Origin of the sequence: Ancylomarina longa (assembly GCF_003996985.1) — a bacterium.
GTDB lineage: Bacteria > Bacteroidota > Bacteroidia > Bacteroidales > Marinifilaceae > Ancylomarina_A > Ancylomarina_A longa.
This window is the reverse complement of record NZ_RJJX01000026.1, coordinates 13,171-25,727: the sequence shown is the minus strand read 5'-3', so window position 1 is coordinate 25,727 and position 12,557 is coordinate 13,171. Positions and strand designations below refer to the sequence as shown.

The 12,557-nt window shown below is 34.4% G+C and carries 13 protein-coding genes; 8 read left to right on the top strand and 5 right to left on the bottom strand.

Annotated features, from left to right (window positions below; genetic code table 11):
* Positions 1 to 3 precede the first annotated feature (3 nt).
* On the top strand, positions 4 to 558 hold the full coding sequence (locus tag DLK05_RS14315; RefSeq protein ID WP_127344694.1) for a DUF4269 domain-containing protein: 555 nt from the start codon (positions 4 to 6) through the stop codon (positions 556 to 558).
* A 113-nt stretch (positions 559 to 671) separates the two neighbouring features.
* The gene (locus DLK05_RS14310) at positions 672 to 980 is read left to right on the top strand and encodes a two-CW domain-containing protein (protein ID WP_127344693.1); all 309 of its coding nucleotides are present in this window, start codon (positions 672 to 674) and stop codon (positions 978 to 980) included.
* 74 nt (positions 981 to 1,054) lie between these two features.
* On the opposite strand, the gene DLK05_RS17560 is transcribed toward DLK05_RS14310, so the two are convergent.
* Positions 1,055 to 1,195, bottom strand: a complete 141-nt coding sequence (locus tag DLK05_RS17560; RefSeq protein ID WP_209319895.1) for a hypothetical protein — start codon at positions 1,193 to 1,195, stop codon at positions 1,055 to 1,057.
* 113 nt (positions 1,196 to 1,308) lie between these two features.
* Here DLK05_RS17560 and DLK05_RS14305 point away from each other — a divergent pair, with 113 nt between their 5' ends.
* On the top strand, positions 1,309 to 2,385 hold the full coding sequence (locus tag DLK05_RS14305) for a PAS domain-containing sensor histidine kinase (RefSeq protein ID WP_127344692.1): 1,077 nt from the start codon (positions 1,309 to 1,311) through the stop codon (positions 2,383 to 2,385).
* Positions 2,386 to 2,448: 63 nt separating this feature from the next.
* Here DLK05_RS14305 and DLK05_RS14300 read toward each other — a convergent pair whose 3' ends face one another.
* The 4 genes from DLK05_RS14300 to DLK05_RS14285 all read right to left on the bottom strand — a co-directional run bounded on the left by DLK05_RS14300 (position 2,449) and on the right by DLK05_RS14285 (position 8,204).
* Positions 2,449 to 3,840 carry an NAD(P)/FAD-dependent oxidoreductase gene (locus DLK05_RS14300; RefSeq protein ID WP_127344691.1) on the bottom strand — a complete coding sequence of 464 codons (1,392 nt, stop codon included), beginning with the start codon at positions 3,838 to 3,840 and terminating at the stop codon, positions 2,449 to 2,451.
* 178 nt (positions 3,841 to 4,018) lie between these two features.
* Positions 4,019 to 6,007: a protein-disulfide reductase DsbD family protein gene (locus tag DLK05_RS14295; protein ID WP_127344690.1), complete on the bottom strand. Its 1,989-nt coding sequence runs from the start codon at positions 6,005 to 6,007 to the stop codon at positions 4,019 to 4,021.
* Positions 6,008 to 6,121: 114 nt separating this feature from the next.
* Complete coding sequence (locus tag DLK05_RS14290) at positions 6,122 to 7,675, bottom strand: Rne/Rng family ribonuclease (RefSeq protein ID WP_127344689.1); 1,554 nt, start codon at positions 7,673 to 7,675, stop codon at positions 6,122 to 6,124.
* A gap of 244 nt (positions 7,676 to 7,919) precedes the next feature.
* Entirely contained in the window at positions 7,920 to 8,204 is a 285-nt protein-coding gene (locus DLK05_RS14285; protein WP_054714163.1) for an HU family DNA-binding protein, read from the bottom strand.
* A 150-nt stretch (positions 8,205 to 8,354) separates the two neighbouring features.
* Here DLK05_RS14285 and mutY point away from each other — a divergent pair, with 150 nt between their 5' ends.
* From mutY to DLK05_RS14260, 5 genes are all read left to right on the top strand, one after another.
* Positions 8,355 to 9,416, top strand: a complete 1,062-nt coding sequence (gene mutY / locus DLK05_RS14280) for an A/G-specific adenine glycosylase (RefSeq protein WP_127344688.1) — start codon at positions 8,355 to 8,357, stop codon at positions 9,414 to 9,416.
* A gap of 62 nt (positions 9,417 to 9,478) precedes the next feature.
* On the top strand, positions 9,479 to 9,907 hold the full coding sequence (locus DLK05_RS14275; RefSeq protein ID WP_127344687.1) for a single-stranded DNA-binding protein: 429 nt from the start codon (positions 9,479 to 9,481) through the stop codon (positions 9,905 to 9,907).
* Positions 9,908 to 9,939: 32 nt separating this feature from the next.
* Complete coding sequence (gene gldE, locus DLK05_RS14270; protein WP_235832012.1) at positions 9,940 to 11,271, top strand: gliding motility-associated protein GldE; 1,332 nt, start codon at positions 9,940 to 9,942, stop codon at positions 11,269 to 11,271.
* A gap of 52 nt (positions 11,272 to 11,323) precedes the next feature.
* Positions 11,324 to 11,899 (top strand): gliding motility lipoprotein GldD, encoded by a 576-nt coding sequence (gldD, locus tag DLK05_RS14265; protein ID WP_235832011.1) that lies wholly within the window; start codon positions 11,324 to 11,326, stop codon positions 11,897 to 11,899.
* A 15-nt stretch (positions 11,900 to 11,914) separates the two neighbouring features.
* Positions 11,915 to 12,556, top strand: coding sequence for a 4'-phosphopantetheinyl transferase family protein (locus DLK05_RS14260; RefSeq protein ID WP_127344686.1), 642 nt, complete (start codon positions 11,915 to 11,917; stop codon positions 12,554 to 12,556).
* Position 12,557: the final 1 nt, after the last annotated feature.

Below are 12,557 nucleotides of genomic sequence, written 5' to 3'. Positions count from 1 at the left end.
AAGATGAACTGGGAAAATATAACCTACCTGAACTTCGGATCGGCAAAGCAACAAAAAGCATATCACTGTTTAAACGAGCTTCAACTGTTTGAAAAATTGAAGGAATATTATCCTATACTTACTGGCAGCCTCCCTATTGATATCTCGATAGCTTCAAGTGATTTGGATATCTCCTGCAAATACCAAGATGCAGATAAATTTGAAAACAGACTTCTTTCTCTATTCAAAAATGAATCGCATTTTACTATTGTTCAAAAGGAAAAGGATGGGTATTGGGTTGTAATTGCCAGTTTTCTTTATCAGGATTTTGAAATTGAAATCTACGGTTCTCTTTTCCCTGTTGCCAGTCAGAATGCTTACCGACATATGATTATAGAATCCAGAATTCTCCGACTGCTGGGAGAAGATTTCAAGCATCAGATTATTCAATTAAAAAAAGATGGATTAAAAACAGAACCTGCATTTGCTCATTTGCTTCAGATATCCGGAGATCCTTACCAGAGCTTATTAGCTTTCGAATCCCTAACTGATGCGGAAATAATGAAATTATGGGAATAATAAAGGTCTTAGGTCAGAGAATAATCCAAATTAAGCACAATTTCGAAGCTACTTAACAAATATCTTTGAACATTAGCAATTATTATCCTATTTTAGAAGCATATAATAAAAATATGAAAGTTATTAATTGTTGGGAATATTTTCGTTGTGGAAGAGAGCAAGGTGGAGTAAACGCCGAAGAATTAGGTGTGTGTCCTACCAGTACGCTTGATGTATTTAATGGAATAAATGGAGGCACAGCTGCCGGAAGATATTGCTGGACAGTAAATGGCACTATATGCCATGATAATTTGCAGGGCAAACTCGAAGACAAATTATTGAGTTGTATCAATTGCAGTTTTTTTAAATTGGTCAACTACGAGCAAGGAAGAGAATTCACCCTTTTGACCGAAGAAACTCTAATACAAGAAATAGATTGCTGAAAACCTCAACAATCTATTCTTCATTTAAAGCTCATTCCCTTAAGCTATAATCCTACTAAGGTTTTTATAAAATCTTAATTCTGACATTCACTCAACTCCAGTTCCTGTAATCTTTTTTTGGTTGGATCGCTAATCAAATTATACAATGCTCCTAGAAATAATATGCCTGCAAATACTGTAGCAAGCATAAATCCATATTTTGCAGATTTGTTCATTATAGAACATTCTATTTCAATCACTATTAACAGACAAATTAGTCTTTTTTATTTCCATTTTTAGTACCTTAGGTATTCGAATATTGAATGCTAAATTAAAAAAGGACAAGAAGATGATAGATTTCTCGGAGATTTTCAACGATCGACTTTCTGTTCATAAGCTAATTGAATCGTTGTCTGAAGGTGTTATTTTCATTAATAAATTTGGAGAAATCATTCGGGTAAATCAAAAATCACTTGATCTTTTTGCTTATCAGAAAGATGAACTTATTGGCCAAAATATTGACATCTTAATACCATCCCGATTCAAAAAACAACACTATTTTCATTTAAGTACCTACTTTGATCAGCCTAAAATCAGACCTATGGGTCATTCTACATCTAAACTTTTGGGATGCAAAAAAGATGGTACTGAAATATGGCTTGAAATTAGTTTGAGCTACATCCGTACAAAATATGATGTTTTTGGCATGGCATTTATTACCGATATAACTACCAGAGTGCTTGCAGAAAATGAACTTATAAAACAAAATTTAGAATTAGATGCTTATGCCCATACCATTGCTCATGAATTACATTCTCAATTGAATAGTATTATCGGCTTTAGCCAGATCCTTCAAATAAATGATCGACTGACAAAGGAAAAAAAAGATGAATTTCTGGAAATGATTGTTCAAAGTGGCTTTAAAATGAACAGTATCATACGGGAAATGTTACTTTTTGCTAATCGAAAAAAAGAAGAAGTTGTAAAAACGCAACTTGCCATGAAGGATATTATTTTAGAAGCACTTAGCCGAATTTCTCCAACCGAAAAAAATAGTGCTCAGATTGTTTTTCCAGCTCAATTTGAAAAATCAAAAGGATATGCCCCTTGGATTGAGGAGGTCTGGTTCAACTATATTCGCAATGGAATTAAGTATGGAGGAAATCCTCCAAAATTGGAAATTGGAAGCAATAAAGTCGAAAATGGTTATATTAAATATTGGATTAAAGATAACGGAAATGGACTATCCGAAAGGGAATGTGAATTGCTTTTTATTGATCCACAAAAATTAGGTAATGGTTTTGTAAAAGGCCATGGACTGGGGCTCTCCATTGTAAAAAGGATTGTTAAAAAATTAGATGGTTGGGTGAAAATAGAAAGTATCCCAAATCAAGGAAGTACTTTTAGTTTTTATCTTCCCAAATAATATCTTTAAAAAACAAGCTTGGTTGTAGAGTGTGCTTGCTCCACAACCTAACTGTTTAAACCTCTATAACTGTTTTAAGAATTCACGAGCGATCACAACTCCATTTACCGAAGCTTGCATCAAACCTCTTGTGATTCCGGCTCCATCTCCACCCAAAAACAAATTTTTCACTGAAGTGGATTGAAATTTATCATCCACCTTAGTAATGTTACTGTAGAACTTCACTTCAACTCCATACAAAAGGGTTTCATCAGATGCCAATCCCGGACTCACTTTATCCAAAGCAAGTATCATTTCTTCAATATCTTTTAAAATTCGGTGAGGTAATACCAAACTCAAATCACCTGGTATAGCATCCTTAAGGGTTGGGATGATATTATTTCTATACAGTCGCTTTGCTGTTGTTCGCCTTCCTCTTACCAAATCACCAAAACGTTGCACTAAAATTTGGTTATTGGTAAGCATATTCGCCAAACGTGCAATATGCTTTCCATATTCGATTGGGGCATTAAATGGTTCAGTAAATTTTTGCGATACCAGCAGTGCAAAGTTGGTGTTGTCACTTTTTAAATCTTTATAACTATGTCCGTTCACAACCGCAAGATCTCCATCGTAATATTCTGAAGAAACAAATCCACCTGGATTACTACAGAAGGTCCGAACTTTATCATCAAAAGTATGCGTATAGTGAATTAATTTGGCTTCGTAAAAGTTATCATTAATTTCTTGCATTATTTCATTGCGACATTCTAATCTAACGCCAATGTCAACAACTCCCACTTCCGTGGATATGCTTTCCTTTGTACACTCCTTCATCAGCCAATCCGCTCCATCTCGTCCAACCGAAACCATTACCAGATCGGCAAAATAATCTCCGGAACCATTCCTTACCCCTTTAATTTTATCCCCCTCAAGAAGTAATTGCTCTACAGCACAATTAAAACGAACTTTAACACCTCTATCAATAACATATTCGTACAATTTCCGATAGAGATCCTGGGCTTTTTCAGTTCCAAGATGACGAACTGGGCAATGCACTAATTTAAGGTTCGATTCAATAGCCTTCTTGCGGATTTTTTTCATTGCTGGCGTAAGAATCTCCCCATGAATATCACTAGCTGCACCAAATTCAAGATAAACTTCATCGGTATATTTTATTAGTGCTATTGTCTCTTCTACGCCAAGATATTCGGGCAATGTACCACCTACCTCATGCGATAAAGATAATTTTCCATCCGAAAAGGCTCCTGCACCGGCCCATCCCGTAGTAATGCTACACGGCTTACAATGTACACACTGTCCACCATTTGTGTGTTTTGGGCATTTCCGTTGTGCTATTCCTCTCCCCTTCTCCAGAATCAGAATTTTTAAATCTGCTCTATTCTTTACTAGTTCATAAGCACAAAATATTCCCGCTGGTCCGGCACCAACAATAATCACATCGTATTTCTTCATACGTTTCTATTAATTTGTAAAGATTAATGTGGTTTGCCTGGATTTTTCTAAAGGCAAACTTTCAAAAGTAGAAATTATAATCCTTCAAAAAAATATAATCAGCTTATAATGATTTTAAATAGAAAGGAAAAAAGGCCGAAACAGTTTCCTATTTCAGCCTTTTCGAGAGTTCCATATTTTATCTTTTTTCAAATTCCTTTTTCCCGTTTTCGAGAAACTCAATAAATGAATCTACATCTAAATTATAAGCTCGAGGATCAACCAAAGTCTTTTCCTGGTGATCTAAAAGTACATAATAAGGTTGTGCATTCACACCAAATCTAGAGATCTGGAAATCGGCATATTTTCTGCCTAAGGTCTTTTTAAGCTTACCATCGTAACTAGAAGTTACCCAATCCTCTTTAGGTAGTTTTTGTTTATCATCCACATAGAGTGCGATGATAATATAGTCCTCCCTCAATATTTTTTGAACTCTGGCATCCGACCACACATTGGCTTCCATTTCCCTACAGTTAACGCATCCATGCCCTGTAAAATCAATAAAAATCGGTTTATTTTGAGATTTGGCACATGCCAAACCTTGCTCAAAATCAAAATATCCTTTTAAACCATGTGGTAGTTTCAAATGCTCAGAATATTTTGGAGTTTCGCATATTTCATTCTTCGACTGTTCAAAGTTCGCACCAGATTGATCTCTTACGATAGCAGAAATATCAAAATCCTGAGTAGTTTGCGGAGGTAGATATCCAGAAATTCCTTTTAGAGGCGCTCCAAACATTCCTGGAATCATATAAACAACAAAAGAAAAAGAGAATATCGCTAATATTAATCTTGGAACAGAAATATATTTTACATCACTATCATGGCTAAATTTTAATTTCCCTAATAAATAGAATCCCATTAAGGTGAAAATTACGATCCAAATACCAAGATAAATTTCCCGGTCTAAAAGTCCCCAATGATAGGTTTGATCGGCAATACTTAAGAACTTTAAACCAAAGGCTAACTCTAAAAATCCTAATATAACTTTAACCGAATTTAACCAACCACCCGATTTTGGAAGGTTGTTTAACCAGGAAGGAAAAATAGCGAATAAAGTAAATGGTAATGCAAATGCCAACGAGAAACCAAACATCCCAACTATGGGTTCTAAGACTTCACCTCCGGCAGATTTCACTAGAATTGATCCGACAATTGGTCCGGTGCATGAAAAGGAAACTAAAACCAAAGTAAATGCCATAAAGAACGACCCGGCAAATCCTCCTTTGTCTTCATGTGCAACAGATTTATTTACCAACCAGCTTGGCATCGTTATCTCAAACATACCAAAAAAGGAGAATGCAAAGGCAATAAAAATCACAAAAAACAACACATTTGGTATCCAATGGGTACTCAACCAATTTGCAAAATCAGCACCTAAGGTAATTGCTACAATAGTCCCTATAATAGTATATATTCCAATAATAGAAACACCATACAAAATAGCATTAATAACAGCCTTTCGACGATTTTCTGAGCTGTTCATGAAAAATGATACCGTCATTGGTATCATCGGGAAAACGCAAGGAGTTAAAAGAGCAATTAAACCAAAACTAAATGCGATAAAAAATAAAGACCACAAAGAAGAATACTCTTTGCGAGGATTTTTCATTGGATTAATGACTTCCCTTTTTACAATCTTTTTTGGAGAACTCGCAACAGCAGCTCCTTCGTTAATATTAAAACTGAAATCAGGAGTAAACATCACGCACTCCCCTTCCCTACAAGTTTGATATTCCATCTCTCCAGAAATGATGAAAGGACTTTTTGAAAGTAATTTAACTTTCTGTTTTAGGATAGCTTTCCCTTCGAAATATTGGATATTCATTTCGAAGATATTATCAAATTCTGATTTAGGCTTACTAATTTCTTCTACATCGCCAATTCTTTCGAACTTATCAGAATCATTAAAAGTGAAATTCAAACGAATTGGCCCTCCGTCTTCGAAATGTTGGGAATACATATGCCACTCCTTATCAATATTAGCTTTAAATACCAAATTGATTTCTGAGTCGCTAATTTTTTCGGTAGAATAATTCCAGCTTACCGTTTTTTGAATCTGGGCACGAAGAACAAATATATTACTTAGGAGAACTCCTAAAAATAATATAAGAAGCTTTTTTTTCATATGGTTTAGTTTTGTTGCTTTTAATACTCACAAAAATAGTATTATAAAACAGCCAAGCAAACCAATTAACATTCCAATAACATAATTTCTCCTAAAGGAAGAATACTTCAAATTCTAATATTCTATTTCCTGATTATTTTTATCGAAAAATTTGTATCCCAATAAATCATAGGAAGGAATCTCTTTTACGGTAAGTTTAATGCCAAGTTCGGATTGCCATTGGCGACGCAAATTCTTCCAAAAACCTTTATTAATATATGCTCCTACAAATGGATGAACTTTTAAGGTTAGGTGTTTTTCGGATTGCCGATCAACAATTACATCGAGCTTTTGTTTGATTTGATCCGTTAATAAAACTGCGGGAGCAATTTTACCAGTACCCAAACAAGTTGGACATTTTTCCTGAATCTCAACATTCATCTCAGGACGAACACGCTGACGTGTAATCTGCATTAATCCGAACTTACTTAATGGCAATATATTATGCTTGGTACTATCTAGTGCCATCATCTCTTTCATCTTTTCGAAAACTTTCTGTCGATTTTCGGCCAAATGCATATCAATAAAATCAACAACGATAATACCCCCCATATCACGTAAGCGCAATTGCCGCGCAATTTCTTGTGCTGCAGCAATATTTACTTCCATTGCATTAGTTTCCTGATCATTGCCTGCCTTAGAACGATTACCACTATTCACATCAATTACATGAAATGCTTCTGTGTGTTCAATAATAAGATAAGCTCCGTTTTTAAAAGAAACTGTTTTGCCAAATGATGATTTTATTTGTTTATCAATTCCCAATTGATCGAAAATTGGCAATTCGCCAGTGATATGCTTTACAATTTTAGATTTTTCCGGTGCAATACCTGAAATATATAATTTCAAGTCTTTTGCTGCCGCTGCATCATTCACATAAATATTTTCGAAAGAGGAATTTAAAATATCTCGCAGAATAGCAGTAGTTCTGTCTATTTCCCCTAAAACCAATTTTGGAGGGTGCATCTCCCGAATCTGAAGAAAGCTATCTTCCCATTTTTCAACCAGTGCTCTCAACTCCTGATCCAGTTCAGCTACTCGTTTCCCTTCGGCAACAGTTCTCACAATTACGCCATAATTCTTAGGCTTAATGCTTTGAAGCAATTGCTTAAGTCGATTCTTTTCTTCGGCCGATTTAATTTTTTGTGATATAGAAACTTTATCAGAGAAAGGGATCAAAACCAAATTTCTTCCGGCAATTGAAATTTCAGAACAAAGTCTTGGTCCTTTAGTAGATATTGGCTCTTTTGCAACTTGTACCAATATATACTGTCCAGATTTTACAACATCAGATATTGTTCCATTCTTATCGATATCCTTTTCCAATCTCATTTTCGAGATTGAGATATTTTTGCCTTTTCGTGCTAAGGCTTGTTGTAGAAATTTATTTAAAGAAAGAAATTGATGACCTAAATCTAAATAGTGCAGAAAAGCGTCTTTTTCATATCCCACATCTACAAAGGCTGCATTTAAACCCGGCATAATTTTTTTCACTTTACCGAGATATATATCTCCTACTGCAAATTGAAGATTACTTTTTTCTCTGGTTAATTCAATCAACTGCTTATTGCTAAGTAGTGCAATAACAATTTCATTAGGGGTTACATCAATTACTAGCTCGTTATTCACTATAAAATCTTCTAATTTTTATTAAAGGTAATCAGTTCTTACAAATAGATAAACCTAAAGTACTAAAAAGTTCTTTAGGTTTATTTATTTTATTCTTACAAAAGCATTTAAAGAAATCTATTTCTTCTTCTTATGACGATTTTTTCTTAATCTCTTTTTACGCTTGTGTGTTGCCATCTTATGTCTTTTTCTTTTCTTTCCGCTAGGCATAACTTCTAATATTTAATGAATTTAAATCTTAAAACTACTTTACATTAGTTTTCACTTTACTCACGAAAGTTTTAGCTGGTTTAAAAGCTGGAATAAAGTGTTCAGGGATTATAATTGTAGTGTTTTTAGAAATGTTTCTTGCAGTTTTCTCTGCTCTTTTCTTAACGATAAAACTTCCGAAACCTCTCAAATACACATTCTTTCCTTTTACTAATGAACCTTTGATTGTATCCATAAAAGCTTCAACAGTCTTTTGTACTGTAATTTTCTCAATTCCTGTGTTTTTAGAAATCTCGTTAACAATATCTGCTTTAGTCATCTCTTAAAAAATCTTTAATTATCAATTATTTACAACATCATTTCCTCAAATCAGAGTGCAAATATATATGATTTCTAGGTATTAATGAAATCGAAAACAAATATTTTTACCCAAATTTGAAAAAAAAATTCATCCGGTAAAGTTTTCGAGATGCTTAGTAACCAAATCATAAACTGGTATAACCAACACAAAAGAGATCTTCCTTGGCGTCAAACTAAGGATGCCTACCTCATTTGGATATCAGAAATAATGCTGCAACAAACTAAAGTTGCCTCTGTAATAGAATATTACCTGCGATTTATTGATCGATTCCCGACAATAGGAGATTTGGCCATGGCCGAAGAACAAGAGGTATTGAAAATGTGGCAGGGTTTAGGCTATTACTCCCGAGCAAGAAATTTGCATACAGCTTCAAAAACAATTCAATCACAGCATAATGGGGTATTTCCTGTAAACTATCCTGATATTCTAGAATTAAAAGGAATCGGAACCTATACAGCGGCAGCGATTTCTGCCTTTGCCTTTAATTTACCTTATGCCGTATTAGATGGAAATGTATTTCGGATATTATCCAGATATTATGGTGTAAAAACTCCAATTGACTCCTCTGTTGGGAAAAAAATATTTCAGAAATTAGCGAGCGAAACAATGGGGAAAGCCAGTCCGGAAATTTACAATCAGGCCATTATTGAATTTGGTGCGTTACAATGCACGCCCAAATCGCCAAAATGTGATATTTGCCCTTTGCTAAAAAGTTGCACTGCTTCGCAATCAGGACTAGTAGCACTATTACCTAAGAAAACCAAACAAATCAAATTGAAAAATCGATACTTTTACTATTTGTTCCTATCTTGTAACGATTCTTTGGCAATTGTAAAAAGGGAAGGAAATGACATTTGGAGAAACTTGTATCAATTCCCATTAATAGAGAAGAGTGAGTCCATTTCTATGGAAGAATTACTACAATCTAAAGAATGGATTGATTGTTTTGGAAATTCGGAGCTGGTAATTCAATCCATTTACAAAAATAAAGTACACAAATTAACCCATCAGAATATTCATATCAGTTTTATTCACATTACAATTTCTAATGATACTGGAATAAAAGAAAAGTTTAAATTTATTAGTTGGGAGGAATGGGAAAATTACCCGGTTCCTAAACCCATAGAATCATTTATTAAACTTTTCCTCAAAAAAGAATCTGAGAGTTGATTATGATACAATAAAAAAGTTTGTATCTTTAAAGTATTGTTAACTAAAAAAAATCAAACAAAATGTCAGTAAACAAAGTAATTCTAGTGGGTAACGTTGGTAAAGATCCTGAAGTTCGTTATTTAGATAATGGTGTTGCAGTATGTAACTTTACATTGGCTACCAGTGAAAATTACACCAACAAAAACAACGAAAAGGTTACTCAAACCGAATGGCACAACATCGTGTTGTGGCGCAAATTGGCTGAAATTGCCGAATCGTACGTTAAAAAAGGAATGCAACTTTATATTGAAGGGCAAATCAGAACTCGTTCCTGGGAAGATAAAGAAGGTGTAAAGAGATACACTACCGAAATTTTGGGGAATAGTTTTCAAATGCTTGGTAAAAAATCAGACAATGAAAGCTCTGCAGCAAAATCGACTCCAGATGAAAGTCCAAAGACTGCAACGGCAGATAACTCGTCTATTGAAACAGATGATCTTCCGTTCTAATATCTATCTTGAAAATTAATTTTTTATAAAAATTGGAAACTGAAGATTTTTCAATACTCTTTTTAAACAATTCTGATATTGTTTTTCATGCTATTAGCATAGGTGCCATTGTAAGTTTACTTATAATGGTACTTCTTTTATTCTGTTCTGCCCTAATTTCAGGTTCTGAGGTGGCAATGTTCTCCCTCTCCCCTCAACAAATTAGTGATATAGAATTCGAAGAAAATCAGAAAAGTAAAAAGCTTTTACAATTACTTAAAATACCGGAGAGACTTCTAGCGACAATTCTCATTGCTAACAATTTCGTAAATGTAGGTATCGTAATTTTATCCAGCTTCACTACAAATGCATTGGTTGATTTTTCGAAGGCTCCAGGCATAGGTTTCGTCGTGCAAGTAGTTATTATCACTTTTCTATTATTACTTTTCGGGGAAATAATTCCCAAAATTTACGCTTCACAGACTTCTGTACGTTTCTCTAAATTAATGGCACTACCGTTATTTTATTTGGAAAAACTATTTCGTCCCCTATCTATTATTCTGATTAAATCAACCTCTTTGGTAAACAAACGGATCTCGAAGAAACAAAATATTTCGATGGGTGATCTGTCACAGGCCCTAGAATTAACAGCTGATGAAATCACCGAAGAGATTGAAATTCTGGAAGGAATAGTGAATTTTGGTAATATTAATGTTGAAGAAATCATGCAATCGAGAATGGATGTGATTGCTGTTGATGTTCATACCAGCTTTAGTAAATTAAAGTCCGTTATCATTGAGTCGGGATACTCCCGAATACCTGTATATGATGGTAATTTAGATAATGTACGTGGAATTCTTTACGTTAAAGACCTTCTTCCTCATCACCACAAACCAAATACATTTCGTTGGCAAACCATTATCCGACCACCGTTTTATGTCCCGGAGACAAAAAAAATAAATGATTTACTTGAAGAGTTCCAGACCAAGAAAAATCATATGGCCATTGTAGTTGATGAATATGGTGGAACTGCCGGAATAATAACCATGGAAGATATTCTGGAAGAAATTGTAGGAGACATCACAGACGAATCGGATGACGAAAAGAAAACCTTCACCATTGAAGAAGATGGTTCCTACCTATTTGAAGGAAAAACACTACTCAATGATTTCTTTAAAATCATGGATCTAGAATCAGATATTTTTGATGATATTAAAGGAGATGCAGATACATTAGCCGGTTTATTGCTCGAAATGAAGGGGGAAATCCCTCATAAGAAGGAGGAGTTTCAATACAAGTTCTTTCAATTTATTGTGGAGGCTGTGGACAACCGTAGAATAAAAAAAATCCGCCTTATTACACCCAAAACAAATTCGAAAGTGTAAATTCACGAAATGCTTCAGGCAGCACTGTTTTTCCAATTAAAAACCTACACCATTGAATAAAATCTTCTTATTTCTATTCGTGTGCACTTTTTCATTTGCAGGTATATCCTGCAAAGAAAAATACACGCCAAAACCAAAAGGATATTTCAGAATCGACTTACCAAAGAAAGAATATCAAAATTGGGATATTAATTATCCTTACAGCTTTAACAAGCTAAGTATCTCGAAAGTGGTAATTGATAAAGCTGATGGAGCAGAAAAATATTGGATAAATATTGTCTATCCGGATTATAAGGCAACCATCCATATTAGCTATAAAGAAGTCCATAATAATGTAGATCAATATCTGGAAGATTCCAGAAAATTAGCGTATAAACACAGTGTGAAAGCGGATGCTATCGGAGAACAAGCATACTCTAATCCCCAAAAAAATGTATATGCTTTAATTTATCGGATTAAGGGAAATACCGCTTCGTCGGTGCAGTTTGTTGCCACAGATAGTACGAAACACTTTTTGCGTGGAGCTCTTTATTTTAGGGAACATCCTAATCAGGATTCACTTGCTCCGGTTATTAAATACATCGATAAGGATATGGTTCGATTGATTGAATCATTAGAATGGAAGTAATTTAGGAAACTAGCTATGCCGATAATTCGTGAAATTCAGATCAATGCAAATTGCAGTTTACACCTGTGGAAATTGGATGAAAATCTGTCTGAATTATTGCCGCAAGTTAATTTAAATGACGGGGACAAAAATAAATTAGAAAGATTTGGGAGTGCATCCCGAAAATTGGAATTTGTTGCCACCAGAGTACTGCTTCAAAAAGTTGCAGGTGCATCGGTTCAAATTTCGCACGATATAAATGGCAAACCTCATCTTATCAGCTCCGATCTTGATATTAGTATAACCCACACTAAAAACTATGTAGGCATTATTCTGGGGAAAAACCATGAAATAGCATTAGATATGGAGTATCTCTCAGATCGGGTACATCGCATCAAAACAAGATTTTTATCCGATCAGGAAATACAAAATATTTCTAAAACAGATGAATTGGTTCATCTATACCAACATTGGTGTGCGAAGGAATGCTTGATTAAATTTTACGGCAAAAAAGATGTGCATCTAATTAAGGAACTTAAAATAGATGCTTTTTCACCTTCGGATGAATCATTCACCGGTGGGGTTTTCAGAAAAGATTTCCAGAGAATCTATACTTTTCATCAATTAAGACTGGATGATTATTTATTGGTTTATGCCTGCAATAAAATGGCACTATAAT

Bases quoted from the DNA above. Each gene is read 5' to 3' on its own strand.
- DLK05_RS14305 (WP_127344692.1), top strand. From the start codon at position 1,309: ATGATAGATTTCTCGGAGATTTTCAACGATCGACTTTCTGTTCATAAG.
- DLK05_RS14310 (WP_127344693.1), top strand. From the start codon at position 672: ATGAAAGTTATTAATTGTTGGGAATATTTTCGTTGTGGAAGAGAGCAA.
- DLK05_RS17560 (WP_209319895.1), bottom strand. From the start codon at position 1,195: ATGAACAAATCTGCAAAATATGGATTTATGCTTGCTACAGTATTTGCA.
- DLK05_RS14315 (WP_127344694.1), top strand. From the start codon at position 4: ATGAACTGGGAAAATATAACCTACCTGAACTTCGGATCGGCAAAGCAA.
- DLK05_RS14260 (WP_127344686.1), top strand. From the start codon at position 11,915: ATGCCGATAATTCGTGAAATTCAGATCAATGCAAATTGCAGTTTACAC.
- DLK05_RS14295 (WP_127344690.1), bottom strand. From the start codon at position 6,007: ATGAAAAAAAAGCTTCTTATATTATTTTTAGGAGTTCTCCTAAGTAAT.
- DLK05_RS14275 (WP_127344687.1), top strand. From the start codon at position 9,479: ATGTCAGTAAACAAAGTAATTCTAGTGGGTAACGTTGGTAAAGATCCT.
- DLK05_RS14300 (WP_127344691.1), bottom strand. From the start codon at position 3,840: ATGAAGAAATACGATGTGATTATTGTTGGTGCCGGACCAGCGGGAATA.
- mutY (WP_127344688.1), top strand. From the start codon at position 8,355: ATGCTTAGTAACCAAATCATAAACTGGTATAACCAACACAAAAGAGAT.
- DLK05_RS14285 (WP_054714163.1), bottom strand. From the start codon at position 8,204: ATGACTAAAGCAGATATTGTTAACGAGATTTCTAAAAACACAGGAATT.